This is a genomic window from Granulicella mallensis (genome assembly GCF_014203225.1).
Classification (GTDB): Bacteria; Acidobacteriota; Terriglobia; order Terriglobales; family Acidobacteriaceae; genus Granulicella; species Granulicella mallensis_A.
Genome location: NZ_JACHIO010000007.1, coordinates 170,583 through 194,249, shown reverse-complemented (window position 1 = coordinate 194,249; position 23,667 = coordinate 170,583). Strand labels below are relative to the sequence as shown.

30 protein-coding genes are annotated in these 23,667 nt (G+C 59.7%); 21 read left to right on the top strand and 9 right to left on the bottom strand.

Features of this window, described 5'->3' with window-relative positions; all coding sequences use genetic code 11:
• Window positions 1–81 precede the first annotated feature (81 nt).
• The 13 genes from HDF15_RS10040 to HDF15_RS09980 all read left to right on the top strand — a co-directional run bounded on the left by HDF15_RS10040 (window position 82) and on the right by HDF15_RS09980 (window position 9,748).
• On the top strand, window positions 82–687 hold the full coding sequence (locus HDF15_RS10040) for a thioredoxin family protein (protein WP_184255139.1): 606 nt from the start codon (window positions 82–84) through the stop codon (window positions 685–687).
• Between the two features lie 52 nt (window positions 688–739).
• Complete coding sequence (locus HDF15_RS10035; RefSeq protein ID WP_184255138.1) at window positions 740–1,372, top strand: carbonic anhydrase; 633 nt, start codon at window positions 740–742, stop codon at window positions 1,370–1,372.
• A gap of 686 nt (window positions 1,373–2,058) precedes the next feature.
• Entirely contained in the window at window positions 2,059–2,406 is a 348-nt protein-coding gene (hisI, locus tag HDF15_RS10030; protein ID WP_083836625.1) for a phosphoribosyl-AMP cyclohydrolase, read from the top strand.
• A 59-nt stretch (window positions 2,407–2,465) separates the two neighbouring features.
• On the top strand, window positions 2,466–3,341 hold the full coding sequence (gene hisG / locus HDF15_RS10025; RefSeq protein WP_184255137.1) for an ATP phosphoribosyltransferase: 876 nt from the start codon (window positions 2,466–2,468) through the stop codon (window positions 3,339–3,341).
• Window positions 3,342–3,359: 18 nt separating this feature from the next.
• Window positions 3,360–3,764 carry a hypothetical protein gene (locus tag HDF15_RS10020; protein WP_184255136.1) on the top strand — a complete coding sequence of 135 codons (405 nt, stop codon included), beginning with the start codon at window positions 3,360–3,362 and terminating at the stop codon, window positions 3,762–3,764.
• 9 nt (window positions 3,765–3,773) lie between these two features.
• The gene (hisD, locus tag HDF15_RS10015) at window positions 3,774–5,033 is read left to right on the top strand and encodes a histidinol dehydrogenase (protein ID WP_184255135.1); all 1,260 of its coding nucleotides are present in this window, start codon (window positions 3,774–3,776) and stop codon (window positions 5,031–5,033) included.
• A 32-nt stretch (window positions 5,034–5,065) separates the two neighbouring features.
• Complete coding sequence (gene hisC / locus HDF15_RS10010) at window positions 5,066–6,199, top strand: histidinol-phosphate transaminase (protein ID WP_184255134.1); 1,134 nt, start codon at window positions 5,066–5,068, stop codon at window positions 6,197–6,199.
• A complete protein-coding gene (locus HDF15_RS10005; RefSeq protein WP_184255133.1) occupies window positions 6,196–6,396 on the top strand; it encodes a hypothetical protein in 201 nt (66 codons plus the stop codon). Before hisC ends, HDF15_RS10005 begins: the two co-directional genes overlap by 4 nt.
• Window positions 6,393–7,025 carry an imidazoleglycerol-phosphate dehydratase HisB gene (hisB, locus tag HDF15_RS10000; RefSeq protein WP_184255132.1) on the top strand — a complete coding sequence of 211 codons (633 nt, stop codon included), beginning with the start codon at window positions 6,393–6,395 and terminating at the stop codon, window positions 7,023–7,025. Before HDF15_RS10005 ends, hisB begins: the two co-directional genes overlap by 4 nt.
• Window positions 7,026–7,027: 2 nt before the next feature.
• Window positions 7,028–7,639, top strand: a complete 612-nt coding sequence (hisH, locus tag HDF15_RS09995) for an imidazole glycerol phosphate synthase subunit HisH (RefSeq protein ID WP_184255131.1) — start codon at window positions 7,028–7,030, stop codon at window positions 7,637–7,639.
• A 35-nt stretch (window positions 7,640–7,674) separates the two neighbouring features.
• Window positions 7,675–8,109: a DUF6968 family protein gene (locus tag HDF15_RS09990; RefSeq protein ID WP_184255130.1), complete on the top strand. Its 435-nt coding sequence runs from the start codon at window positions 7,675–7,677 to the stop codon at window positions 8,107–8,109.
• A 70-nt stretch (window positions 8,110–8,179) separates the two neighbouring features.
• Complete coding sequence (hisF, locus tag HDF15_RS09985) at window positions 8,180–8,950, top strand: imidazole glycerol phosphate synthase subunit HisF (RefSeq protein WP_184255129.1); 771 nt, start codon at window positions 8,180–8,182, stop codon at window positions 8,948–8,950.
• A gap of 123 nt (window positions 8,951–9,073) precedes the next feature.
• Window positions 9,074–9,748, top strand: coding sequence for a HisA/HisF-related TIM barrel protein (locus tag HDF15_RS09980; RefSeq protein ID WP_184255128.1), 675 nt, complete (start codon window positions 9,074–9,076; stop codon window positions 9,746–9,748).
• A gap of 153 nt (window positions 9,749–9,901) precedes the next feature.
• Here the strand turns inward: HDF15_RS09980 and HDF15_RS09975 are convergent, their stop codons facing one another.
• Window positions 9,902–10,951 (bottom strand): VWA domain-containing protein, encoded by a 1,050-nt coding sequence (locus HDF15_RS09975; RefSeq protein WP_184255127.1) that lies wholly within the window; start codon window positions 10,949–10,951, stop codon window positions 9,902–9,904.
• A 223-nt stretch (window positions 10,952–11,174) separates the two neighbouring features.
• Here HDF15_RS09975 and HDF15_RS09970 point away from each other — a divergent pair, with 223 nt between their 5' ends.
• Together HDF15_RS09970 and HDF15_RS09965 are read left to right on the top strand one after the other, a co-directional pair.
• Window positions 11,175–12,554 (top strand): VWA domain-containing protein, encoded by a 1,380-nt coding sequence (locus HDF15_RS09970; RefSeq protein ID WP_184255126.1) that lies wholly within the window; start codon window positions 11,175–11,177, stop codon window positions 12,552–12,554.
• A gap of 110 nt (window positions 12,555–12,664) precedes the next feature.
• A complete protein-coding gene (locus HDF15_RS09965; RefSeq protein ID WP_184255125.1) occupies window positions 12,665–13,549 on the top strand; it encodes an EamA family transporter in 885 nt (294 codons plus the stop codon).
• A gap of 146 nt (window positions 13,550–13,695) precedes the next feature.
• Here HDF15_RS09965 and HDF15_RS09960 read toward each other — a convergent pair whose 3' ends face one another.
• The 3 genes from HDF15_RS09960 to HDF15_RS09950 form a co-directional block, all read right to left on the bottom strand.
• Window positions 13,696–14,598, bottom strand: coding sequence for a polyphosphate kinase 2 family protein (locus HDF15_RS09960; protein WP_184255124.1), 903 nt, complete (start codon window positions 14,596–14,598; stop codon window positions 13,696–13,698).
• A gap of 134 nt (window positions 14,599–14,732) precedes the next feature.
• Entirely contained in the window at window positions 14,733–14,957 is a 225-nt protein-coding gene (locus tag HDF15_RS09955) for a twin-arginine translocase TatA/TatE family subunit (protein WP_184255122.1), read from the bottom strand.
• A gap of 127 nt (window positions 14,958–15,084) precedes the next feature.
• Window positions 15,085–15,579: a hypothetical protein gene (locus HDF15_RS09950; RefSeq protein WP_184255120.1), complete on the bottom strand. Its 495-nt coding sequence runs from the start codon at window positions 15,577–15,579 to the stop codon at window positions 15,085–15,087.
• A gap of 210 nt (window positions 15,580–15,789) precedes the next feature.
• On the opposite strand from HDF15_RS09950, the gene HDF15_RS09945 reads away from it, so the two are divergent.
• Window positions 15,790–16,539: a hypothetical protein gene (locus tag HDF15_RS09945; RefSeq protein ID WP_184255118.1), complete on the top strand. Its 750-nt coding sequence runs from the start codon at window positions 15,790–15,792 to the stop codon at window positions 16,537–16,539.
• A 127-nt stretch (window positions 16,540–16,666) separates the two neighbouring features.
• On the opposite strand, the gene glgC is transcribed toward HDF15_RS09945, so the two are convergent.
• The 3 genes from glgC to HDF15_RS09930 form a co-directional block, all read right to left on the bottom strand.
• Complete coding sequence (gene glgC, locus HDF15_RS09940; RefSeq protein ID WP_184255116.1) at window positions 16,667–17,929, bottom strand: glucose-1-phosphate adenylyltransferase; 1,263 nt, start codon at window positions 17,927–17,929, stop codon at window positions 16,667–16,669.
• A gap of 94 nt (window positions 17,930–18,023) precedes the next feature.
• Window positions 18,024–18,335, bottom strand: coding sequence for a hypothetical protein (locus HDF15_RS09935; protein ID WP_184255114.1), 312 nt, complete (start codon window positions 18,333–18,335; stop codon window positions 18,024–18,026).
• 149 nt (window positions 18,336–18,484) lie between these two features.
• Window positions 18,485–18,709, bottom strand: a complete 225-nt coding sequence (locus HDF15_RS09930) for a hypothetical protein (protein WP_184255284.1) — start codon at window positions 18,707–18,709, stop codon at window positions 18,485–18,487.
• A 68-nt stretch (window positions 18,710–18,777) separates the two neighbouring features.
• On the opposite strand from HDF15_RS09930, the gene HDF15_RS09925 reads away from it, so the two are divergent.
• A complete protein-coding gene (locus HDF15_RS09925; protein WP_184255112.1) occupies window positions 18,778–19,263 on the top strand; it encodes a hypothetical protein in 486 nt (161 codons plus the stop codon).
• A 14-nt stretch (window positions 19,264–19,277) separates the two neighbouring features.
• Here the strand turns inward: HDF15_RS09925 and HDF15_RS09920 are convergent, their stop codons facing one another.
• The gene (locus tag HDF15_RS09920) at window positions 19,278–19,712 is read right to left on the bottom strand and encodes a type II toxin-antitoxin system VapC family toxin (RefSeq protein ID WP_184255110.1); all 435 of its coding nucleotides are present in this window, start codon (window positions 19,710–19,712) and stop codon (window positions 19,278–19,280) included.
• Entirely contained in the window at window positions 19,709–20,011 is a 303-nt protein-coding gene (locus tag HDF15_RS09915; protein WP_184255108.1) for a hypothetical protein, read from the bottom strand. Before HDF15_RS09915 ends, HDF15_RS09920 begins: the two co-directional genes overlap by 4 nt.
• A 126-nt stretch (window positions 20,012–20,137) precedes the next feature.
• Between HDF15_RS09915 and gcvT the strand changes: the two genes are divergently transcribed.
• The 4 genes from gcvT (at window position 20,138) to HDF15_RS09895 (ending at window position 23,650) form a co-directional block, all read left to right on the top strand.
• Window positions 20,138–21,289 (top strand): glycine cleavage system aminomethyltransferase GcvT, encoded by a 1,152-nt coding sequence (gene gcvT / locus HDF15_RS09910; protein WP_184255275.1) that lies wholly within the window; start codon window positions 20,138–20,140, stop codon window positions 21,287–21,289.
• A gap of 63 nt (window positions 21,290–21,352) precedes the next feature.
• Window positions 21,353–21,739 carry a glycine cleavage system protein GcvH gene (gene gcvH / locus HDF15_RS09905; RefSeq protein ID WP_184255106.1) on the top strand — a complete coding sequence of 129 codons (387 nt, stop codon included), beginning with the start codon at window positions 21,353–21,355 and terminating at the stop codon, window positions 21,737–21,739.
• Window positions 21,740–21,817: 78 nt separating this feature from the next.
• Window positions 21,818–23,182, top strand: a complete 1,365-nt coding sequence (gene gcvPA, locus HDF15_RS09900) for an aminomethyl-transferring glycine dehydrogenase subunit GcvPA (RefSeq protein ID WP_184255104.1) — start codon at window positions 21,818–21,820, stop codon at window positions 23,180–23,182.
• A gap of 123 nt (window positions 23,183–23,305) precedes the next feature.
• Window positions 23,306–23,650 carry a hypothetical protein gene (locus HDF15_RS09895; RefSeq protein ID WP_184255102.1) on the top strand — a complete coding sequence of 115 codons (345 nt, stop codon included), beginning with the start codon at window positions 23,306–23,308 and terminating at the stop codon, window positions 23,648–23,650.
• Window positions 23,651–23,667 lie beyond the last annotated feature (17 nt).

Here is a 23,667-nt window from a genome sequence, read left to right as displayed (position 1 = left end):
CCCTCCATGTTTCACATCCTGTCTATCAGGACAGTCTCCCGCTCCGCGAATGGCCGTTATGATGGACGGTGGAGGGCTGCAATGTCCAGAATGGAATCGACGATGGTGAAGCTGGGGACGACTGCCCCGGCCTTCGAGCTGGTGGACGCGATCAGCGGCAAAGCGCTGGGCCGCGATGACATCTTCGCCTCAACCGGCGACGAGAAGCGACGCGGACTGCTGGTGATGTTCGTCTGCGTGCATTGCCCCTATGTAAAACACGTCGAAGCGGAGCTGGGACGGATCGGCCGCGACTATCTGGGCGAAAACGGCGAAGGTCCGATCGCCATCGCTGCCATCCAGTCCAACGACATCGTCGAGTACCCCCAGGACGGCCCGGAGTTCATGCGCGAGCAGGCGGCGCGCCTGGGCTGGAACTTCCCTTACCTGCTGGATGAGACCCAGGAGGTCGCCCGTTCCTACGAGGCCGCCTGCACCCCGGATTTCTTCCTCTTCGACGCGGATCTGAAGCTGGTCTATCGCGGACAGCTCGACGAGAGCCGCCCCCGGCGCGGAGACTTCGGCAACGATACGCCGGTGACAGGCAAGAACCTGCGCGCGGCCCTGGATGCGGTCGTCGCCGGCAAACGCCCTGACACTGACCAGCGCAGCAGCATCGGCTGCAATATCAAGTGGCGCGAAGAATAGATTCGTTCGTAACTTTCAGTACCCTAATCACAAGAAAGCTACAGGCCGCCTCATGGACGAAGTGCTCGAACAATTGAAAAAGGGTGTACGCCGGTTTCGGTCGGAGGTCTATCCGAACCAGGCCCACCTGCATGCGCAGGCTGCGATCAACGAACAGCGCCCCCATACGCTGTTTATCGCCTGCGCGGATTCACGCGTAAACCCCAATGAACTGACACATTCAGCCATGGGCGAGGTCTTCGTGACGCGCAACATCGGCAACATGGTGCCGGCGTATGGCGAGATGCTCGGCGGCGTCAGCGCGGTGATCGAGTACGCAGTGACCTCTCTGCGGGTGAGGCACATCGTGGTATGCGGCCATAGCGACTGCGGCGCGATGAAGGCACTGCTCAACCCGGACTCGGTCAAAGACATGCCTACCGTCAAGAGCTGGCTGACCAATGCTCGCGCGGCCCTCACGGTGGCAGAGACCATGCACACCAAGACAGAGTGGCGGCGCGAACTGCTCTCCGTGCTTGCGGAACAGAATGTTCTGTTGCAGCTTCAGCACCTGAAGACGCATCCGTCGGTGGCGGGGGCTATGGCGATGGGTGAGTTGACCGTCTCGGGCTGGCTATATGACATCGGCAAGGGGCAGGTGTCGATTGCCGAGGATGGCGAGCGGGGATTTACGGTGGTGGAGTAGGCGTAAGAACAAACAACGGTAGTGGTTTGCCGTTGTTTGTCCTCGTCGTTGCTTGTTTTTCGTCGTCATCCTGAGCGGTACGCGAAGGACCCCCGCATTCTGCACGATGCTCGTGGAGCGAACACCGCTGACGATCATGTGTTGCTACGTCTACATCATGGCCAGCAGTTTAAGCACCTGTGCTGGATGGGAGTACCTGGGCGAGAAGTCTTAGGTTGTCCTCTAATGATTTGTGGTGGTTCTGGCTGTTGGTGGTTCTGGGCGGCTGGGGTGGGGCCGAATGCGGGGGTCCTTCGCGTACCGCTCAGGATGACGGCGAAAAACAAGCAACCGCAACCGCAAAAGCAGATTCCCTGCGGGAATGACAACCAGAAAAGCAAGAACAACAGCAAAAGCAAAAACAGGCAACAGCGGTTCCGTGCCGCGGCTCCATATGGGTCGCGATTGACATCCGCGAGCGCCACGGATACGGTAGAAAGCAATGACCGTTCTTCTGCACCATCGTGGACAGCATCATCATCATGCGCAAAGCGTGTTGGCGGCTGTGTCCGGTGCGGTGAAGTAGCAAGAACGCACAATAGGACTACGAACAGGCCCGCTGACGCGCATATCGCGAGCGGGCTTTTTGCTGCGCCGCGATAGCTTCAACCAAGCACCAGATAGACAGCTTCAGCCGAACACAGAGGATGAGGAAGATGACGACAGTAGCAATCGATTTTGAAAAAGCCGGCGGCCTGGTCGCGGGCATCGTGCAGGACGCGAAGACCGGTGAGGTGCTGATGCTCGGCTTCCTGAACGAGGAAAGCTATAAAAAGACCACCGAAACAGGTTTCGTAACCTTCTGGTCACGTACGCGTTCGAAGCTGTGGATGAAGGGTGAGACCAGCGGCAACCGCCTGCGTGTTATCTCTGCCTCTACCGACTGCGACAGTGACGCGCTGCTGTTCCGCGTCGAGGTCGAGGGCGATGGCCTGGTGTGCCACGAGGGAAGCGTGAGCTGTTTTACGAAGCCCATTGCAATGGATGAGAAGTAGAAGCAGATTCCCTGCGGGAATGACAGAAAGAAAAGCAAAGGCAAAGGCGAAGAATCGACATGAGCAACAAACTGAAGCTTGGAATTCCGAAGGGCAGCCTGCAGGACGCCACCATCGCGCTGTTCGAACACGCCGGCTGGCGCATCTATGCCAGCGGCCGCAGCTACTTCCCTACCATCGACGATACGGAGATCGAGTGCATGCTCGTTCGTGCCCAGGAGATGGCCCGCTATGTGGAGCACGGCGCGCTGGATGCCGGACTGACCGGCAACGACTGGGTGCTCGAGAACCAGTCCGACGTCGAGCGGATTACCTCGCTCACCTACTCCAAGCAGTCCCGCACCCGTGTGAAGTGGGTGCTCGCCGTGCCTGAGGACTCGCCCTTCGAGAAGCCCGAAGACCTCGCCGGCAAGACCATTGCGACTGAACTGGTGGAGTTCACCAAGCGCTACTTTGCGGCGAAGAATATCCCCGTAAAGGTTGAGTTCAGCTGGGGTGCCACCGAAGTGAAGCCGCCGACCCTGGCCGATGCCATCGTTGAAGTGACGGAGACCGGAAGCTCGCTGCGCGCGAACCGCCTGCGCATCATCGAGACGCTGATGGAGTCCGAGACCCAGTTCATCGCCAACAAGGCGGCGTGGGCCGATCCCTGGAAGCGCTCGAAGATCGAAACGCTCTCCATGATGTTGAATGGAGCGATGGATGCACAGATCCAGGTTGGCCTGATGCTCAATGTACGCAAGGCCGATCTCGACAAGGTCATCGGAGTGCTGCCTGCGTTGAACTCGCCGACGATCTCGCACCTGCAGGACCCCGATTGGGTTGCGTTGAATACAATTCTCGATAATTCCCTTGTGCGCGATGTCATCCCTAAACTAAAGGCAGCCGGCGGCGCAGGGATCGTCGAATACCCTTTGAGCAAAGTAGTACTGTAATCACCCGAAAGGCATGCGTTGAAGATCGCAATTTGGACACTCGTCGTTTTGGCGGCCCTTACACCGGTCGTCCTGTATTTTTTTCAGCGCTGGCGGCAGCAGAAGGCCGAGCGTGAGGGCGTTGCGGTGTATGCCACGGTAATTTCAGTGGCGCCGATGAAGCGCTTCGGCAAGACTTTGCCCATCATGAAGATCGTGATGTGGATCCAGGAGCCGGGCAGCACCACCAGCCGCGAGGTGACGCTGAGTTCGCGGGTGGAACCTGGGCAAAAGATTACGGCGGGAGTACGCTTGGCCGTCGTGATCGACCCCAAGAATCCGGAACGCATCTATCCCGCGGGACCGGAAGCCGCGAAGCGCGTGGTCCTGACCGGTCCACGGCGCGAACGGCGGCAGATGCGTAAAGCAGGCTACAAGGATTAACGAGGCAGCATGAGAGTTTTGAAGACATTCGGCGAGAACGCGAAGGCTGCAGAGGATACTCTCCGGCAGCTTGAACAGCGCGGCGCCGCAAACACCGCAAAGGTGGATGGCGTTGTGCGCGAGATTCTCGCAGCCGTGCGCGAACGCGGCGATGTTGCGCTGCGGGAGTACACAGCTCGCTTCGACGGGCTGGCCGCCGAACAGCCGCTTCCAGTCAGCCGCGAGGAGATGCAGTCCGCGTGGGAGGCTACGAGCGAAGAGCTCAAAGCCGCCATGCGCCTGGCGCAGGCCAACATTCGCACGTTTGCTGAGAAACAATTGCCGCGCGCGTGGAGCTTTCGTCCCTCGGAGGGAATGGAGGTCGGGCAGATCGTGCGGCCTCTGGGTTCGGTCGGCTGCTACGTTCCGGGCGGACGCTATCCCCTGCCCTCGACGCTGCTGATGACCGTGACTCCGGCGCAGGTTGCCGGAGTGGAACGCATCGTGGTGTGCTCGCCGAAGCCCGCGAAGGAGACGATGGCTGCCGCTTATCTTGCGGGTGTGACAGAGTTCTACCGCGTCGGCGGAGCGCAGGCGATTGCGGCGATGGCCTTTGGCACTACGACGATTGCAGCCGTAGACAAGATCGTGGGACCGGGCAACCTGTATGTGACCGCGGCAAAGATTGCGGTCTCGCAGGAGACCGGCATCGACATGCCCGCGGGGCCGACGGAGATTGTTGTCACCAGCGAGAATGGCGACCCCAGCGGCATTGCGGCGGACCTGGTGGCGCAGGCCGAGCACGATCCCGAGGCGCTCGCTGTGCTCATCACCAGCAAGCACGAGTTGGCCGAAGAGGTCGCGCTCGAGACCAAGCGCCAGGCGCAGGGCAATGAGATCGCACAGGCCTCGCTAGCAGCGCAGGGATTTGCGTTCGTCACTAAGACCGTAGAGGAAGCTCAGGTGCTAACGAACCGGCTGGCTCCTGAACATCTGACGGTAGATGCGGGCGCCGACCTGCGCTGGGTGAAGAATGCCGGCTCAGTGTTTGTGGGTCATCACACACCACAGTCCATGGGTGATTACATCAGCGGGCCGAATCACGTATTGCCAACCGGCCGCAATGGCCGCGTTCGCGGCGGCTTGAGCGTGTTCGACTTCGTAAAGGTAATCACCGTACAGCAGTACACGCGCGACGCGTTGCGCGAGGTCGGCCCGCACACGATCGCGCTGGCCGAGGCAGAAGGTCTAGCAGGGCACGCCGAGAGCGTGCGCGTGAGGATGCGGTAGAGCTAGGGATTAGGAAGGCAAGGGCTAAGAGGATGGCTGTGTTGACGGAAACTGAGAACAAGGCAAGTGTTGCAGGGACTGTTCCGCAGCCGCGCGCTGCCGTGCTGGCGATGCCGGAGTACCACCCTCCGCTCGCAGGCCGCGATGCTCTGCGGCTGGACTTCAACGAAAACACCCTGGCACCGAGCCCCCGCGTGCTTGAGAAGCTCCAGAAGCTGACGAGCGAAGGACTGACGATCTATCCCGAACGGCAGCCTGTCGAGAAGATCGCCGCAGCCCACTTCGGACTCAGCGTGGATCAGGTGCTGCTGACCAACGGCGTCGACGAAGCGATTCACCTGATGGCCTGCGCGTTCCTCGACGAGGGTGATGAGGCGCTGATCTGCACACCGACGTTCTTCATGTATGACGTGTCGATCAGCATGATGACCACAGGGCTACGCAAGGTGCAGACCGACGATACTCTTGCCTTCCCCTTCGAACGCTTTCTGGCGGCGATTACGCCGCGCACCAAGCTCATCATCGTAGCTTCGCCGAACAATCCGACCGGCGCAACGATAAGCCGCGAGCAGTTGCTGGCGATTGCCGCCGCCGCTCCTCAGGCGGTGCTGATGGTCGATGAGGCTTACTTTCACTTTCATGGCGAGACGACGATGGGTGACATCGGCAGCGTGCCGAACCTGATCGTCGCGCGCACCTTCTCGAAGGCCTATGGGTTAGCGAATCTGCGCATCGGCATGGTAGCGGGCGATGCGCGGCTGATCGGATTTCTGCGCAAGGTGAGTTCCCCCTACAACGTGAACGGCGTAGCGCTTGCGGTGCTGCCTGAGGCGCTTGCCGATGAGGACTACCTGAACTGGTACATCCTCCAGGTACACCAGGGCCGTGAGCGAATGTACACCGCGCTCGAAGAACTCGGGGTGCGGACCTGGCCGAGCGCCTCGAACTTCATCCTGATGGATATCGGGCCGAAGCACAAAGAGCTCGTCGCCGCGATGCGCCGACATGGCGTGCTGCTGCGCGACCGCTCCACCGACCCGGGATGCGATGGCTATGTGCGCATCACCATCGGCACGGAAGAGCATGTAACACGCGGCATCGCAGCGTTACGCGCGTCGTTGGCGGAGATTGGCTGGACGCCGGCAGAAGGCCGCGCGCGCGCATGAGTGACCTGAACCTACAGCGAAAGAAAGTCATCCTGCTGGCGGTCGGTGTAGCGTGCATGAGCGGAGGATTTGTGCTTCTCAGGTCTGCGCTTCCTGGAGATTATCCGAAGCTCATGCTGGTGTGTGTTGCCTTCATCGTAGTCGCGTTGTTTTATACGATCTGGGAGTTTGTGAAGTTGAAGCGGAGTGAGAGATGAGTGATCTGGTAAATGAGTTGGGTGTCGCGCCGGTAAGCGACGAACGCATTGGCGTAGTGGAACGCAATACGACGGAGACGAAGATCTCGCTACGGCTCAACGTCGATGGACAGGGCAGCTATACGGTTTCGACGGGCATTCGCTTCTTCGATCACATGCTTGAGCTGTTCACACGGCATGGCGGCTTCGACCTGCAACTGAAGTGCGTGGGCGATCTTGATGTCGATCAGCACCACACGGTGGAGGACGTCGGCATCGCTCTGGGCGAGGCCTTTGCGGAGGCGCTTGGCGACAAGAAGGGCATTCTGCGCGCGGGATACTTTGTCATGGCGATGGATGAGACGCTCGCCGTGGCTGCGGTCGATCTCTCGGGCCGCGTGGCGTATGTCGTCGATGACCAGGTGACGGTGCCCGTTGTCGGCGATCTGCAGAGCGAACTGGTTGCGGATTTCTTCGATGGCTTTGCGCGCGGGGCGAAGGCCAATGTGCATGTAAAGACCATGTATGGGCGCAGCAACCATCACAAGATCGAGGCGATCTTCAAGGCATTCGCACGGGCGATGCGGGGAGCTTGTTCGCGGGATGAGCGGATGAGGGAGTTGCTGCCGAGCACGAAGGGGCTGCTGTAAAGATGATTGCAGTCATCGACTACAAAGCGGGCAATCTGACCAGCGTGGTCAAGGCACTGAAGCATCTTGGCGCGGACGGCATTGTTGTCACTCAAGATCCCGCTGCTGTACTGCGCGCGGACAAGATCGTTCTTCCCGGCGTCGGCCATTTTCAGTCGACACAACTGCTCGCCGACCTCGGCCTGACTCAGGCGACACGCGAAGCCGTCGCCAAGGGCACGCCGTTTCTTGGCATCTGCGTGGGGCTTCAGTGGCTGTATGAAGGTTCCACCGAAGCGCCGGAGACAGCGGGGCTCGGGCACTTTGGCGGCCAGTGCGAGCGCTTCCCTGCTGTCTTCGAAGGCGCGGAGCTGAAATCGCCGCATGTGGGATGGAACTCGCTCGAGAATGTGCGCGAAGACTCGCGGCTACTGGCAGGCGTTACTCTGGGGAGCTTCGTCTACTACACCCACTCGTGGCGTGCCCCGGTATCGGCAGACACCGCTGCGGCTACGATGTACGGTGGCGCGTTTACCGCCGCAGTCGAACGCGGCAATGTAATGGGCGTACAGTTTCATCCTGAGAAGTCGGCTGAGACAGGACTGCGCGTACTGCAGAACTTTCTCGCGCTGTAGCATCGAACCGGCAACACGTTCGCAGGAGGCACCTCATGATTACCGACACAACCCACGTCTCGCAGGGCACAGTAGAAATGGTGAAACCGGACGCAGCGGCAAACTGGACCGGCATGGAGTTGCTGCCGTTCGAGATTATCGCAGAACGCTTCCTCGATATCGAACATGAGAGCCAGACCGCAACCCTGACCGTCAGCTTCGGCAAGCCCTTTCACATCGAAGGCAAGGGTTGGGCGTGCCCCTACCGCATCAGCGCGCTGGGCCGCGAGCACATCACGCCCGCCGGCGGCGCGGACTCCGTGCACTCCATCCAGATGGCGATGTATATGGTGCACAACGAGCTCAGCGGCATGGCCCGGCACCACAAGATGAGCTTCCTCGGAACGGACGACTTCGGTTTCGGCCGCGTCGGCGGCAGCGAGGCCGCGGCGGAGAAGTGTCCGGTTGTGGGCATGAGTGTGAATTCGTGATTTGTATGGCTGCCAACCAAAAGCAGATTCCCTGCAGGAATGACAAAAAGAAAAGCAAAGACGGGATTTCATGCTGACTAAACGCATCATCGCGTGCCTGGATGTACGAGGCGGACGCGTCGTAAAGGGTATCCAGTTCGTCGATATCGTCGATGCGGGCGACCCGGCGGAGCTGGCGCATCGTCATGCGGCAGCAGGGGCGGATGAGATCGTGCTGCTCGACATTACAGCGACCCATGAAGGCCGCGGCACGCTGCTCGATACGGTGAAACGCACAGCCGCCTCGCTCTTCGTGCCCTTCACCGTGGGCGGAGGCATTCGGTCGGCGGAGGATGCAGCGGCTGTCTTCGATGCGGGCGCGGACAAGGTCAGCATCAACTCGTCCGCCATTGCACGGCCGGAGTTGATCGGCGAGATTGGCTCCAGCTTCGGCGCACAGGCAGTGATCGTCGCGATCGATGCCCGCCGAGGGGAGCATGGCGTAGAGGATGCCGAGGTGTATGTCAGCGGCGGACGCAAGGCGACCGGCTTGCGCGTCGTCGACTGGGCGCGGGAGGCTGAGCAACGGGGTGCAGGCGAGATCCTGCTGACCTCGATGGATACCGACGGCATGCGCAACGGCTTCGACTGCGAACTGACGCGGCTCGTGTCGGAGGCTGTGCAGATTCCGGTGATCGCCAGTGGTGGTGCGGGCTCAGCTGCGCACTTTGCCGAGGTGTTCAAAGCAGGTAAGGCCGATGCGGCACTGGCGGCGAGTATCTTTCACTTTGGGATTACGGATTCGCGGGCTCTCAAGGCAGAGGTTGCAGCGGCAGGGGTGCCGATGCGGCTGCCGTGTTAAGGCAAACTGCAAACGCGGAGTGCGCGAAGGACGCTAAGTTTGCGCAGAGTTTACTTTGCGTTAACTTGGTGTACTCGGCGCACGCTGCGTTTGCAGTTTGTTTCCGTCTACACTGAAAACATCATGCTGATTCCTTCGATTGACCTGATGGGCGGGCGCATTGTGCAGCTCGTGCAGGGTGAGAAACTCAAGCTCGCCTTCGACGACTTCGACTACTGGATCGAGCGCTTCTCCAAGTACCCGACCGTGCAACTCATCGACCTCGACGCAGCGATGCGGCAGGGCGACAACCGTGAGCTGATCGAGATGATCTGCAAGCGCCTGCCGTGCCAGGTAGGCGGCGGCCTGCGCACGCCGGAAGACGGACAGCGGCTGCTCGATGCCGGGGCGAAGCGGGTGATCTATGGCTCTTCCCTCTTCAACAGTGAGGGCGTGGATAAAGTCTTCGCGGCCAGCCTGAAGAAGGCGCTCGGTGAAGACGCTCTGTGTTTTTCCGTCGACACCAAAAACGGCAAGGTTGCCGTGAAGGGCTGGAAGGACTCGGTCGACCTGACGCCGGAAGAGGCTGTGACGTGGCTTGAGGATTACACCTCAGCCTTCCTCTACACGCACGTCGACACCGAAGGCACGATGCAGGGCTTTCCGATGGACGTCGCCGCAGTGCTGCGCTCTACGACTGCCCGGCAGCTCATCGTCGCCGGAGGGATCAAAGAACGCGCCGAGGTCGATTCACTCGATGCGATGGGTGTGGATGCCGTGGCGGGGATGGCCGTGTATTCGGGGGCGATGGAGGCTTAACGCTGCGAAAGGACAAAGGGCCGACGACACAGCGATGAGTCGGGCCTTCAGCCCTCAAATATCGTAGTGATCCTTGTACCTGGGGCGTTGCCCCAGGCTGGTATGAAACGGGCCTTTGGCCCTCCACAGACACTACGTCGACTGTGAAGCCGCTCAGTTGTCATCGCCACCGCCGACAATCGCATAGTACCCCTTGCGCGCCTGCACCTTCGCATCTTTCCCGCAGTCGATGTTGATCTTACGGAACTTGCCATCGGCGGCTTTGTTCTTGGGCGTATAGCTGACCAGGTACTGGGTGCGCAGCTCGTCCTGGATCTGGTCGAAGGCCTCTTCGAGCTTCTTGCCGTTGTTCCCGACGTTAATGACTCGACCGCCGGTTTCACGGGCCAACTGCTCCATCTGACCATCGGCATTAAACCCGTAGCTGAAGTTCGCGCGGTCCGCGATGAGGATGACGTAGAGGATCGCGTTGGCCTTCTGGGCGGCCTCCGTCGCGCTCTTCAGCGTCTCCTGCGATCCCTGATCGCCACCATCGGTCAGCAGAACAAGGATCTTGCGGCCGGTCTGCGACTGCAGCTTGTCGTGTGCGGCCAGGTAGACCGCGTCATAGAGCAGCGTGCCGCGCGGGTGGCTCGTCGGGAACGGGCCGCCACCGATTCCGGGAACGCCGGCGCTCGACGAAGCCGCATTGATGGAGGCCTTGTCGATGGCGCGCTTCAGCTCATGAGCGCTGTTGGTGTAGTCGGAGAGCAGGTCGACGTTGACGTCGAAGGAGATCAGAAAAGCCTCATCCTTCGGCTTTAGCACCTCGCTCAGGAAGCGCGCGCCCGAGTCCTGTTCGAGCGGAAGCACGTTCTTCTGGCTTCCGCTGGTGTCGAGCAGGATGCCGATCGTCAGGGGCAGGTTCTTCTCCTGCGTAAAGTTCTTGATCGTCTGCTGCTGGCCGTCTTCCCAAAGCCCGCAATCCTGCTGGTGCAGGCCCGTGACATAGCCTGACTTGTCGCGCACGGAAAAATAGAGGTCCACCAGGTTGACGTTGACCTTGAGGGTCTGGGTCTCAGGGTTCTGCTCCTGCTGGGCCGGCGCGGTGCTCGCCGGCGGCGGAGCGTCCGGCGAGGGGGCTTCCTGCGCGTGGAGGCCCGGCGCACAGGACAGGAGTGCGAACGACAGAGCGGGGATAAGACGCAGCCATAGGGGTCGCATAGGGCTATTAAACGCCGGTTTAGCCTTTTTGGGCGACTAATCTGGCCACCGCCGTCCCAATCGGATATTCCGGACGGAGAGAAGCACAACACAGGGAACCTCTTGTGCGTCTATAAGAAGTGTGGCCAAACATAGCAGAGGAGCGCACACACTGGTAGTCTCAAAGGGTGTGCCTTCGGCCCATCGGCCGCGGGGAACCGTGTTCAAGAAGAGGTTGACCTTAATGGTGTTCGGCAAGCAAACAGTTTGGGTAGGGGCGCTAACGGTTGCGCTGGCGGGCTTTGGCCCTGGTTTTGATCTCGCGATATGCGCTCAGAACCCACAGCAGAGCACTCCAGGTACGCAGCAACAGAACGTCCCGGATGCACCGCGTCCTCAGACCCTGCCGCAACTCAACACGATTACTCCGGTTGTGGCCCTGCCGGACGCTCCTCCGCCGGAGCAAACGTCTACCACCGAGGCTCCAGCCAGCGACGGACAGAAGGCTGTCGGCAGCACCCTGCCCTCTTCGCCCACGTCCGGCACACAAACGCCTGCCGACGACGATAACGCAGGCGCACCGCCACCAACGCTGGGTGAGGGTTCCATTCCCATGCTCCGTGTGCACGTTAACTTCGTCCAGCTTCCCTTCATCGTCAAGGACTCCAAGAACCAGTTGGTTCCGGGCCTGACATGGCGCGATGTGCGCGTCTATGAGAACGGCCTGCGTCAATCGATGCAGAACTTCTCAAGCGACCCCCGGCCGATGTCGGTAGCTCTGGTCATCGATCAGAGTGTCACCTTCGACACCATGAACAAGATCAACAACTCACTGCATGCGTTGCAGGATGCCTTTGCGCCCTACGACGAGGTCTCGGTCTTTACGTACAACAACGGCGTGAAGGAGCAGACAACCTTTACAGCGGCGCAAAGCGCGAGGCTGGGCGTGATCCTGGAGAGATCCAAGGGGCCTGGTCGTGATCCGAACATGAACTTCGGCAGTGCCCTCGACCAGACCACGGTGAAGAACAACCAGGCGGTCGATCCCCAGACGAATCGCGGCTCCCATGGCGGCATCATTATCAGCAGCGCGCCCAAGGAGTTCCACACGCTGCTCGACGCGATTCTCGCTGCGGCGATTGAGACGACCCGCGCGGACAAAGAACGGCTGCGTGTCATCTATGTCATCTCCGACGGCAAGGAATACGGTAGTACCGCAAAGGAAAAACAAGTCATCAATTTCTGCCAGACCAACAATATTCAGGTCTTCGCGACCCTCGTAGGCGACTCTGCGGTTCCGGGATTCGGCTTCATCGATCGTATTCATCTGCCCATGACCATGCGCGATGACATTCTGCCGCGCGTTACCGCCCTGACCGGCGGGCAGACCGATCCTGAGTTCCGCCAGGGCGGGATCGAAAGAAGCTTCGCCAACATCGCCAAACAGGCGCGCACCCAGTACACGGTCGGCTACTACAGCCACGAGCCGATTCTTGACGGTAAATTCCGCAAGACGGAGATTCGGGTGTCGAAGCCTAACCTGACAGTGATCTCCAAGGACGGCTACTATCCAACCCCCAGGAACAGCGCCCCCTTGCCGGTCACTCCTACAGCCACACCGTAGGCCAGATCGCTATAATTACAAGACAGGTTTCGTCAAAGGCGCGGCTTCAGCCGTGCCTTTGACGTTTTAATGGGTAGTCGCTGGACAAGTTTTAAACGGAAGACATTTCAATGAACTGGAACATACACAGCAATGCCTTGATCGCGCTGGCTTCGGCATTGGCCTGGGGAGGCGGAGACTTCTCCGGCGGTATGGGAGTCAAAGCTGCCGGAGGCTCGACTCGCTCGACGTTGCGGGTCATCCTGATGTCCCACTCCGTCAGTTTTATCGTGCTGGCGTCCATCATCCTGCTGCGCCATGAGCCGATACCCCACGGCGCTCTGTTGGGCTGGGGCGTGCTGGCCGGTGTCGCGGGCGGAATCTCTCTGACAGCGTTTTATATTGCGCTTTCACGTGGAGAGATGGGGGTTTCAGCCGCCATCAGCGGTCTCCTGGCTGCTGCCATTCCGGCGCTGGTTTCCAGCCTGCTGGAAGGTGCGCCCGGCACTCTGCGGATCGTCGGATTTGCCCTTGCGTTTATCGCCATCTGGGCAATCGCCGCGGGGCCTTCCCCCGAGGACTCCGGCCGCAGCACACTGAGCCTCGCTATCCTTGCCGGCTTGGGCTTTGGAGTGTATTTCGTCGCGCTGCGCATGGCCAACCCGCTCGGCATCTTCATGCCGATGGCGCTGGCCCGCATCGGCAGTCTCTCTACCTGTGGCCTGACGCTGATGGCACTACGCCTGAGCGGAGGCAAGGAAGACGGAGGCGCGAAACGGCTCCCCTCCGCCGCTATCCTGTGGGCCCTCTCCGTAGCGCTACTCGATACTGGCGGGAACATGCTCTTTGTCGCTGCGACGCGTCTCGGTCGGCTGGATGTGGCCGCAGTACTCGCTTCGCTCTATCCGGCGTCGACGATCCTGCTGGCGGCATGGCAACTGCACGAGCGGCCTACGCGGCGGCAGCTTGTGGGTATGGCTGTGGCTGTAGCTGCCGTGGTGATGGTCAGTATCTGAGGACCAGCCTGGAGAGATGCTTATCTCTGACATCGAAAGGCCTTGACGCAGAGGGCGCAAAGAAAAGAGGCAAGTTTCGCAACGGCAATCGTGGCGGAACTTGGCTCTTTTCTTTGCGTTCTTTGCGTCAAGGTTCCTACGGCTGCTTACGTCGCCTTGGTCGCGTCTACGGCGGGAGCGTCTTTGCTCTTGCGATTCTTGCGGGCCTCGACCTTCTTTGCAGTCGAATCCGCGCTTTCTTCCGTGAGCTTGATGCCGGACGGGTCGAAGGTGGGCTTCGGATACTCCAGCTTCAGGCCCTTCATGGCATCGACCAGAATCTGCGAGATCGCCACGTTGCGATACCACTTGTTGTCCGCCGGAATCACGAACCAAGGCGCATGCTTGGGGCTCGTATGCTGGAGAATATCTTCGTAGGCGTCGACGTATTTCGGCCAGAACTTTCGCTCGGCGAAGTCAGCGGGCGAGAGCTTCCAGCGCTTGCCGGGCGTATCGATGCGCGCCTGCAGGCGGCTGGTCTGTTCCTCGCGCGAGATGTGCAGGAAGAACTTGAGGATCACGACCTCGTTATCGACCAGCGTCTGCTCCCACCCATTGATGTTGTCCATGCGGCGGCGCGCTGTCTTTTCTCCGATCAGGCCGTGGACGCGCGGAGAGAGCACATCCTCATAGTGCGAGCGGTTGAAGATGCTGATCATGCCGCGCGGCGGCGTCTGTGCCTGGCAGCGCCACAGAAACTCATGACGAGCCTCCAGCGGTGTCGGCACCTTGAACGAGGCGACATCGCAGCCCTGCGGGTTGATCCCTGAAAAAATGTGCCGGATCGTGCCGTCTTTGCCGGCGGTATCCATGCCCTGCAGGACGATCAGCACCGCCCTGGACTGCGAGGCGTAGAGGACGTCCTGAAGGGCGTCGAGCTGCTCGCGATGTTTGGCCAGAACAGGCTCGGCGGCGTCTTTATCGTGAAAGTCGCCGGTTTCGCTGGTGGATAGATGCGAAAGCCGCACTTTGGTGTGCGGCTTTACAAGATAATCAGATTTTAGCTTCATAAATCGCTACGCTTCCGGATGCTTAGGGCAGTCCCATATACATAACGAACAGATTGAGGCCACCGTCAAAGCAGATGAACGAGGAAATGGCGTGACAGAAACGACTCCGCCATGAGGCTTCCTTCGACCCCTGTTTACTTGGGGGTCTCTTCGACCTTAGGAGTAGGAGTAACGGTGTGAACGGCATCCGCGGGCTTGACGTCTGCTTTCGCATCGTCCGTAATCCCCTTCATGCCCTCTTTGAAACCGCGCAGTCCTTCGCCAAGACCTTTGCCAAGCTCCGGCAGCTTACGACCGCCGAAGAGGAGGACAGCGACCAGGGCCACAATGATCAAGTGCCAAGGTTGAAAGATCTCCATATTGATTCTCCATTCGCCACACGCCGGTAAGACGTGTGAAAGCACCTCCATTGTCGCACGAACCTGTAGTCTTTGCTGGGGTATAGACAGGTTCTGACGTTCCCGGAATCCAGCTCTTACAGGAACATCAACGCCAATGCCCGGGCGCGTCCGGATCATGAAGCCGGTGTCGAGGATAACGCTCAACAAACTCGAAATTGTAGGAACTCAAGGGGATTCGCCTTTCCTTCTCAGTATTGGAGGTCAAAATCACCCATCCTGACGCGATGAACTTCCTGTCTCCAACTTCGTTTTTTATCACCTCAAGCCAGAGATTCTGTACCGTGCTTTCATCCAGTCCCTCGGCTCCAGCACTTGCGTGGGCCTCGAAATTTGCCTGCCACGAGGGATCATTGTCCACCACAACATGCCATCCGACAGGGATCTCCGCCAGACTATCGAATGCCCCGGCAGCCAAATGGACTTCCAGGCCGATCACTCGCGCACCTTTAGGGATCGGAAGGTCCTTCAATACCAGGCCACCATGTCTCTGCGACGGTATACCCTGGGAGACCGCCAAACCCGAAGCCCCAAAGAGAAACATCAGAGCCACAACGATCATTCCCTGCTCCCATTTCTTCACTTACAGCCTCCTGTACCGACCTGCGCCTGTGTTCCTCGTCCGCAACAAAACGGCGGATAAGCCTGCCCCGCCATAGCCTTCGCTGGATACAATCCGCAGGATTCGCCGCAAACCATGCCCGGCGTTATATCCTTAGACGGACGCACCGCGAAGGCGCGCACCTGAGATAACAGCGCGCTCCGGCGCCAGCAGCAGAGGACAATCTTCCACGTGACGAATCAAACAGCTTCATCCACGCGCCGCTGGCGCACGCCGATAGCGGCGTTTGTTCTGGCAGGAACAGGCCTTTTCAGCGCCATCAGCTTGCAGGCGCAGGTCGCCGCCCCTGGAACCAAGGCCATGAGCTCAACCTCAGCCATCACGGCTCCGGCGCTGGCACCGTCTACCGGACCGGTCTACAACAACAAGTGGGAGGTCTATGGCGGACTGAGCTACAGCAATGGCCAGGCCGGTCAGGCCCTGCCCAAGCACTACAACATGGGTGGCGTCGAGGTCATGGGCACCTACTGGCTCACCCGCCATCTGGGCGCCGTCGGAGACTACCGCATCCAGGCCGGAACGTCCCCCGTCAGCCCCCAGGCATCCGTCTTCGGGCTCAATCGCGTACTCGTGTATCAGAACATCTTCAGCGGCGGCGTACAGTGGCGCGGCTTCAAGAACCGCTATGCCGCCATCGACTACCACGCGCTCGCCGGTGCGACACACGGAACATTCGATACGGCCATTACCGGTTATCCGCCACCGCCGGGCGGTGGACAGGTTCCCACCACAGCTACCGCAGGGCTTTATTCCAATACCACCAGCCCCTATGGCGCCGTGGGCGGCAGCATCGACTTCAACTATGCTCCCCGCGTAGCTGTACGTATCCAGCCCGATCTCATCTTCGAACATTTCGGAACCGAGACCCGCGAGTTCTTCTCGATCTCGGCGGGATTGGTCTATAAGTTCGGAAAGCGGTAAGAGCAGAGTGGCAAGTGATAAGTGACAAGTGGTAAGTCACAAAGCAAAAACTGAGCGGCGCGGAATGATGATCATTCCGCGCCGCTTTTGTATTGCTACTTGTCACTTATCACTTGCCACTCTGCTCTTACCAGCCTTCGCTTACCTGCATGAAGTCCGGTGAGACCGGGTTCTCGTAGACCGAGTAATCACGCGTGACGACGGTGAGACCACTGGGCGTAACGAAGTAGTTTTTCTTGTCTTCGACCGGATCGTAACCGATCACGGTGCCGTCCGGAATATGTACGTCGCGGTCGATGATGGCGTGACGAATGCGGCAGTGGCGGCCCACATTGACGTGCGAAAAGATGATGCTGGAATCGACATCCGCATAGCTGTTCACACGGACATCTTGCGAGAGCACCGAGTTGCGCACCACCGAACCCGAGACGATCGAGCCGGCGCTGACAATCGAGTTGATCGCCATACCCGTGCGGCCCGGCTCACCAAAGACGAACTTTGCCGGCGGGTATTGATAGGCGCGGGTGCGCATCGGCCAAGCCTTGTCGTAGAGGTTGAATGTCGGGGCCACGGCGGCGATGTCCATGTTGGCCTCGTAGTAGGCTTCCAAGGTTCCCACATCGCGCCAGTAGAGAGCGCGCTGCTTGTTCTCATCGACGAAGTTGTAGGCGTGCACCTTGTAGCGCCCGAGCAGCTTCGGCAGGATGTCGTGGCCAAAGTCATGCTTGGAGTTCGGGTCTTCGGCGTCCTTCATCAGTTCGGGAATCAGCACGTCCGTGTTGAAGAGGTAGATGCCCATCGAGACGTCGACCATGTCGGGATTGAAGGGCGACCGGATGTTGGTCTCCTTCGGCTTTTCGACGAAGCCCTTGACCTCGCTGTTCTGCGCCACCTCGACGACACCGAACGAAGAGACCTGATTGGGGTTCACCGGCAAGGTGGCAATCGTGACGTCGGCACCCGATTCCGCATGCTGCTGCTTCATCAGCGCGTAGTTCATCTTGTAGATGTGATCGCCGGAGAGGATCAGCACATACGTGGGCTCTTCCGAGCCGATGGAGTAGATGTTCTGAAAAACCGCATCGGCCGTGCCCTGGTACCAGCTCTTGGAGACACGCTGCATCGGTGGCAGGATCTCGATGAACTCGCCCAGCTCGCTGGCCACTACAGGGCCCCAGCCTTCGCGAATATGGCGGTTAAGCGAGAGCGCCTTGTACTGCGTCAGGATGTAAACGTGGCGAAGATCGGAGTTGATGCAGTTCGAAAGTGTGATGTCGATGATGCGATATTGACCTGCAAAAGGAACCGCCGGTTTGGCGCGGTCGCGAGTCAAGGGGAAAAGCCTCTCGCCGGCCCCCCCAGCGAGTAGTACACCCAGCGTATCTCTCATGTAGTCCCTTACCTCTTCAAAATGCGTGCACAGCCGTTAGACGCAAAACAGGCCACGAGTCTAGCACACGGTCAAAACACTGAGGTAGATGCGGTTATACACCGTTGGTTGTATCGCCGCCGGCGCCCGATTCATGCTCTTCCGTTGTGATGCGTAAAGACTTGAGGAAGGTTAGATCGTTGCGCGTAAAGGGACCATGCGCGGCTTCGTTGCCTTCATCGCCTTCGGCAACCTCATCGTCGTCCTCAACCTCGTTCAGGCCGATGGTCGCTTCCAGCATCAGCAGCACGTCGAAGCCCTGCTCACGGATCTCACGAACCACACCCGCGATCGCTTCCGATTCAGCTACCGACTCATGAATCGCCTCGCCCAGTTTTTGGATAAGGTCTTTAACCTGTTGATTCAATGCCACCTCCCGGCTTTGTTCAGAACGCCCTGACCACGCACCGGGTATTCCCAATCGAATGATTGTCGGGAACGGCAGCTGCGGGTGCCACTGCCCTCAAGATTACGCTGATGTCGGCGGTGTCGCAAAACAAGATTGCGGAACGCTGTCTAAATCTCCGGGTCCTGGATCTCTGAGTCCTGGATCTCTGAGTCCCGGCCGTCGTCATGCTCTTCCCAGGCCTCTTCAAGCCGATGCGCCAGATCTCGTACAGGCTTTACGCGCTTCGGACCCAAAACCAGGAAGCCAACGGTGGCCGCGCACAGTCCTCCTACCACCCAGACCCACTTTTTGACGCTTCCCGTACTCTCGTCTTCCTCTTCCGCAGGCGCCATGTCTCTAGGATGCCAGAGAGGACAGCTTTGCTTCGCAAGTTTTCAAAGGGCCGCGATACACTGGGGCCATGGATAGGGTTCGCCTCGGTCGCGCTCTTGGCTATGGTGCGCGCCACGCCACAAAGACGTTGATCAGCGCTGTCGATGCCGCCACAGCACCGAATCCCTCAGGTGCAGCCTCTCAGCAAACAGCACGGTCCAATCCTGAGGCCACCACTCCACGGCCCTCCCCAATAGCCCAGGCGGCACAGGCCTATCGCAACGTTGCCGAAGTCCAAAAAGTAGCCAAAACACAGGCTCGCGGGCTAGGACGGTCCGTACTAACGCCGGTAAAACGGTTTTCCAGCGTTCTCTGGCTGGAGGTGACAGGTACCTTCTTCGCCCTGTTTGCGTTGGTCCTGGGTCAGAGCGTGTGGCGGCTGCGAGACAGCTTCAAGGCATCTGCAGGCTCGTCGGAAGCGCATAAGGCCTACTTCTATCTGCTCCTGTTCCTGGTCTTTGCGTACTTTTCGATCAGCAGCTTTGTGCGCGCGAATCGCCGGCAGAAAAGGTAGAACCCCACGAAGTTCTACCTTCTGACTCCGCGCAGCGGATTGAGAAGGCTGACTCCCGGAAAATGCTTTTCATTGTCTGTAACGACAACACAATCGTTTGCTTCCGCGATGGCTGCAACCACCATGTCGAACCCACTTCCAGGCTGTCCAGCCAATGTGCCTTCCGCCATGAGTCGGCCCCAGACAAGAGCTGCTTTCTCGTCAAAGGGCAGTACTCGTCCGGCAAAAAGTGCCTGAGGCCCCTCCGGTCCTGTAAACCATTCTTCAAGCTCTCGACGCTTTTTCCCGGCCGGCTTCGCCAGAACACCGCGGCGAATCTTAGCCAGGCTCAAGGAAGAGATAAACAGGTCGTCATCCGCCTGCTCCGACATCCACTCCAGCAGCGATTGCGATGGAGTGGGCTTCGTAACGTTGCTGATGATGTTTGTGTCGAGCAGGTACCGCGTCATAGATCGACTTTTCTGCCGGAATCGAACGGACGCTCAACCTCTAACTCCACCCCTACCAAAGGGGAGCGGCGAAGAGCCGCGAGAATGCCACCCTTCTTCCTGGGAGTATCGGCGACTGTCCGCGTCACTTCCACTCGAATGCGGTTTGCCTCCGGGTCATCCTGGGCAAGGCGTTTTGCGAGAGAACGAATCAGATCACGATCGGCTTCGAGTCCGAGTACCTCGAACCTCGCAACTCCACGCTTACGGAGGCGGGTACGATAGTTTTTAATCGCTCGCTTCTGGGCTGTATTGCTCATGCGGCTTCGCCTCCTTCCTATACCCTGTAATATATCCGGCATCACGATCCTCTCGCAAGGATTTGCTATCGTAGACAGTTGCCTCGCACCAATTGCCCCTACTGGTGCATCCTAAGGACAGACATGATGACGACAGAAACGCCTTCCGCCCTCCGCCGTACCGCCCTGCACGCCACCCACCACGCGCACAAGGCGCGCATGGTCGACTTTGGCGGTTGGGATATGCCCGTTCAATATCGCGGACTGATCGAAGAGCACATGGCCGTACGCACCGCGGTGGGCCTCTTCGACGTCTCGCATATGGGCGATATCCAGCTGCGCGGACCGAACTCGCTCGCCGCCGTGCAGAAGCTGCTGATGAACGACGCCAGCAAGCTCCAGACCGGGCAGGCCCACTACTCCGCGATGCTGTATCCGAACGGGACGTTCGTCGACGACGTGGTGCTGCATAAGCTCGGCGACAACGACTACCTCATCGTCATCAATGCCGGCACCCGCGAGAAGGATGTGCAGTGGGTACGGCAGGTGATCGGCGGCATGAGCGGCGTCCACGTCAACGATTTTTCCGACTACTACACTCAGTTAGCGATCCAGGGCCCGAAGGCCGAAGCCACCCTGCAGAAGCTGACCGGCGTCGATCTCTCGACGATCAAGAACTACTGGTTCACCTGGGGACAGGTCTGCGGCTGCCACAACGTGATGATCGCGCGCACCGGCTATACCGGTGAGGACGGCTTCGAGATCTACATCCCCTCCGACGAACCGACCAGCGCGCGCGTCTGGGGTGAGGTGCTCGCCGCCGGTGAGGAGTTCGGCATCATCCCCTGCGGGCTTGGAGCTCGCAACACCCTGCGGCTGGAGTCGGCGATGGCGCTCTACGGCCATGAGATCTCCGACACCATCAACGTCTTCGAGGCGAATCTGGGCCGCTACTGCAAGCTCGACAAGGACACGGACTTCGTCGGCCGCGAGGCGCTGCTCGAGGTTCAGAACAGCGGCGGCCCGTCGCGCAAGCTGGTCGGCCTGGAGATGGTCGACCGTGGCATCGGACGCGATGGCTATCCCGTCGCCACCCTAGACGGCACCAAAATCGGTGAGATCACATCGGGCTCGCCCGCGCCGTTCCTCAAGAAGAACATCGCCCTGGCCTATGTGCCCGTCGCCTATACGGAACCCGGCACCGAGCTCGCGGTCGAGATTCGCGGCCAACTGGTGAAGGCACAGGTTGTGCCGACACCCTTCTACAAGCGTCCCAAACCAGCAGCACCAAAGCTTTAACATTCTCCCCTGAACCGGTACACAGCCCATAATCCTCTACAATCTTCTTCGGAGAACCCTCAAATGTCCTATCCCGAAAACTACCGCTACGCGAAGTCTCACGAATGGCTTGAAGTCGATGGCAAGACCGGCATCATCGGCATCACCGACTACGCGCAGAGCTCGCTGGGCGATATCGTCTTCGTCGAACTGCCCAAGGTGGGCGACAAGCTTGATGCTGGCTCCCCCTTCGGCTCGGTGGAGTCCGTCAAGGCCGTCAGCGAACTCTATTCGCCCGCAGCCGGCACCGTCACCGAGATCAACGAGGCGCTCAACGACGAGCCGGAGACCATCAACACCGACGCGAACGAGACCTGGATCATCAAGCTGTCCCTGACCGGCGACGAATCCGATGACCTGCTCTCCGCAGCCGACTATGAAAAGTTCGTCGCTGAAGAAACCGGCCACTAGACCCGCAACCCACCGGGTGCCCAGGTCTCGACTCTGAGGCGTGGGCATCGCAGGATGCTCACGCTCCAGAAAGACCCCATGCGCTATCTTCCAAAATCTCCCGCCGACCGCACGGAAATGCTCGAAGCTATCGGCGTCTCCTCCATTGAAGCCCTGTTCGAGACGATTCCCGCCGAGTACCGCCTGAAGGGCGATCTCAACATCCCTCGTCAGCACAGCGAATCAGAAGTGCTCGACCGCTTTCGCGCCTTTGCTGGAAACGTCGCGAGCGGCGATGTGGCGGTTCTGGCCTCGCAGCCCGCCAGCAAGCAGTATGCGAGCTTTCTCGGTGCGGGTGCCTATCGTCACTATCGGCCCGTAGTCATCGATTCTCTCGTGCAGCGCGGCGAGTTTCTCACCAGCTACACCCCCTATCAGCCCGAGATCGCCCAGGGCACGCTGCAGGCCATGTTCGAGTTCCAGACGATGATCTGCGAGCTCACCGGCATGGAGATCGCCAACGCTTCGATGTACGACGGCTCGACCGGCGCAGCGGAAGCGGTGATGATGGCCGTGCGCGTGACGGGACGCAATGGTGCGGTCGTAGCTCGTACGGTGCATCCCGAGTACCGCGAGGTGCTGCACACCGCAACCCAGCACCAGGGCATTCCTGCGACTGAAGTCGGCTACGTCACCGAGACGGGCCGCGTCGATCTCGCTGCGCTCGATGCCGCGATCACCGACGACACCGCCTGCGTGCTGATCCAGTCGCCGAACTTCTTCGGAACGATTGAAGACGTTACGGCCATCGCTGAGATCGCGCATAAGAAGGGCGCGCTCCTCATCGTTTCTATTGCTGAGGCTGTCTCGCTCGGCATCGTGAAGGCCCCCGTAGAAGCGGACATCGTCTCGCTCGAGGCGCAGAGCTTCGGAGTGGCTGTGGGCTTTGGCGGACCGTACTGCGGCGTCATCGCCTGCAAGGAGAAGTTCCTGCGCCAGATGCCCGGCCGCCTCGTCGGTGAAACCAAGGACAAGAACGGCAAGCGCGGCTTCGTGCTCACCCTCTCGACACGCGAGCAGCACATCCGCCGCGAGAAGGCGACCTCGAACATCTGCACCAACCAGGCGCTCGTCGCCCTGATGACGACGATCTTCCTTACCGTCTACGGCAAGCAGGGCCTGCGTGAACTCGCCGAGCAGAACATTGCGAAGGCTGCCTATCTGCGCGACACGCTGACCAAGGCCGGAGCGAAGCCGCTCTTCACCGGGCCGAGCTTCAACGAGTTCGCGATCAACCTGCCGGAGAGCGCCGAGACAGCCAACACCAAGCTACTCGGCAAGCAGATCATCGGCGGTCTTGCACTGGCGAAGTGGTATCCGGAGCTGGGCGACAAGGCGACCTTGTGGTGTGCGACAGAGTTGACGACCAAAGTGCAAATCGACGCGGCTGCGGCTGTCATTTAGGGATCGTAAGGGGATAGTTCAGCGTAGAGCTACGAGTGAACCAGCTATGAGGGTATCTTGCTCAGCCCCTCATAGCTCTACGCTGAACTTATCCCCTTCACACATCATCACGGAGACCGCACCATGGACATCACCACCATCGAAGGACAGGAACTAACCGCCGTCGAGTTCGTCGCCGACTACGTCCGCCTGCGCTTCGACGGCCCGTTGTTCACGCTCTATGACTGGCCGCACGTACTGCTTGCGGACTTCAGCATTGCGTATGGTGAGCCGGAGTATCGCAACGCCCTCTGCGCGCAGATCGGCGAGACCGTTGCCAAGGCTGCGCTCGAAGAGATGGAGTCGCTGACGATTGAATTCGAGAGCGGCACAGTGATTGCGCTGAGTCTGCGCGAAGAAGATTTGGATGGGCCGGAGGCTGGAAGTTATTCGGTGGACGGCAGCGGCGAAAATGCAGAAGATTTTTAACATTCAGTTTCGAGATA

Bases quoted from the DNA above. Each gene is read 5' to 3' on its own strand.
- hisB (WP_184255132.1), top strand. From the start codon at position 6,393: ATGAGTGATCTGGTAAATGAGTTGGGTGTCGCGCCGGTAAGCGACGAA.
- gcvPA (WP_184255104.1), top strand. From the start codon at position 21,818: ATGCGCTATCTTCCAAAATCTCCCGCCGACCGCACGGAAATGCTCGAA.
- hisC (WP_184255134.1), top strand. From the start codon at position 5,066: ATGGCTGTGTTGACGGAAACTGAGAACAAGGCAAGTGTTGCAGGGACT.
- hisD (WP_184255135.1), top strand. From the start codon at position 3,774: ATGAGAGTTTTGAAGACATTCGGCGAGAACGCGAAGGCTGCAGAGGAT.
- hisG (WP_184255137.1), top strand. From the start codon at position 2,466: ATGAGCAACAAACTGAAGCTTGGAATTCCGAAGGGCAGCCTGCAGGAC.
- hisH (WP_184255131.1), top strand. From the start codon at position 7,028: ATGATTGCAGTCATCGACTACAAAGCGGGCAATCTGACCAGCGTGGTC.
- gcvT (WP_184255275.1), top strand. From the start codon at position 20,138: ATGACGACAGAAACGCCTTCCGCCCTCCGCCGTACCGCCCTGCACGCC.
- HDF15_RS09965 (WP_184255125.1), top strand. From the start codon at position 12,665: ATGAACTGGAACATACACAGCAATGCCTTGATCGCGCTGGCTTCGGCA.
- hisI (WP_083836625.1), top strand. From the start codon at position 2,059: ATGAGGAAGATGACGACAGTAGCAATCGATTTTGAAAAAGCCGGCGGC.
- hisF (WP_184255129.1), top strand. From the start codon at position 8,180: ATGCTGACTAAACGCATCATCGCGTGCCTGGATGTACGAGGCGGACGC.
- HDF15_RS09990 (WP_184255130.1), top strand. From the start codon at position 7,675: ATGATTACCGACACAACCCACGTCTCGCAGGGCACAGTAGAAATGGTG.
- HDF15_RS09975 (WP_184255127.1), bottom strand. From the start codon at position 10,951: ATGCGACCCCTATGGCTGCGTCTTATCCCCGCTCTGTCGTTCGCACTC.
- HDF15_RS09955 (WP_184255122.1), bottom strand. From the start codon at position 14,957: ATGGAGATCTTTCAACCTTGGCACTTGATCATTGTGGCCCTGGTCGCT.
- HDF15_RS09930 (WP_184255284.1), bottom strand. From the start codon at position 18,709: ATGGCGCCTGCGGAAGAGGAAGACGAGAGTACGGGAAGCGTCAAAAAG.
- HDF15_RS10040 (WP_184255139.1), top strand. From the start codon at position 82: ATGTCCAGAATGGAATCGACGATGGTGAAGCTGGGGACGACTGCCCCG.
- glgC (WP_184255116.1), bottom strand. From the start codon at position 17,929: ATGAGAGATACGCTGGGTGTACTACTCGCTGGGGGGGCCGGCGAGAGG.
- HDF15_RS09960 (WP_184255124.1), bottom strand. From the start codon at position 14,598: ATGAAGCTAAAATCTGATTATCTTGTAAAGCCGCACACCAAAGTGCGG.
- HDF15_RS09895 (WP_184255102.1), top strand. From the start codon at position 23,306: ATGGACATCACCACCATCGAAGGACAGGAACTAACCGCCGTCGAGTTC.
- HDF15_RS09980 (WP_184255128.1), top strand. From the start codon at position 9,074: ATGCTGATTCCTTCGATTGACCTGATGGGCGGGCGCATTGTGCAGCTC.
- HDF15_RS10005 (WP_184255133.1), top strand. From the start codon at position 6,196: ATGAGTGACCTGAACCTACAGCGAAAGAAAGTCATCCTGCTGGCGGTC.
- HDF15_RS09915 (WP_184255108.1), bottom strand. From the start codon at position 20,011: ATGAGCAATACAGCCCAGAAGCGAGCGATTAAAAACTATCGTACCCGC.
- HDF15_RS09920 (WP_184255110.1), bottom strand. From the start codon at position 19,712: ATGACGCGGTACCTGCTCGACACAAACATCATCAGCAACGTTACGAAG.
- HDF15_RS09970 (WP_184255126.1), top strand. From the start codon at position 11,175: ATGGTGTTCGGCAAGCAAACAGTTTGGGTAGGGGCGCTAACGGTTGCG.
- HDF15_RS09925 (WP_184255112.1), top strand. From the start codon at position 18,778: ATGGATAGGGTTCGCCTCGGTCGCGCTCTTGGCTATGGTGCGCGCCAC.
- gcvH (WP_184255106.1), top strand. From the start codon at position 21,353: ATGTCCTATCCCGAAAACTACCGCTACGCGAAGTCTCACGAATGGCTT.
- HDF15_RS10035 (WP_184255138.1), top strand. From the start codon at position 740: ATGGACGAAGTGCTCGAACAATTGAAAAAGGGTGTACGCCGGTTTCGG.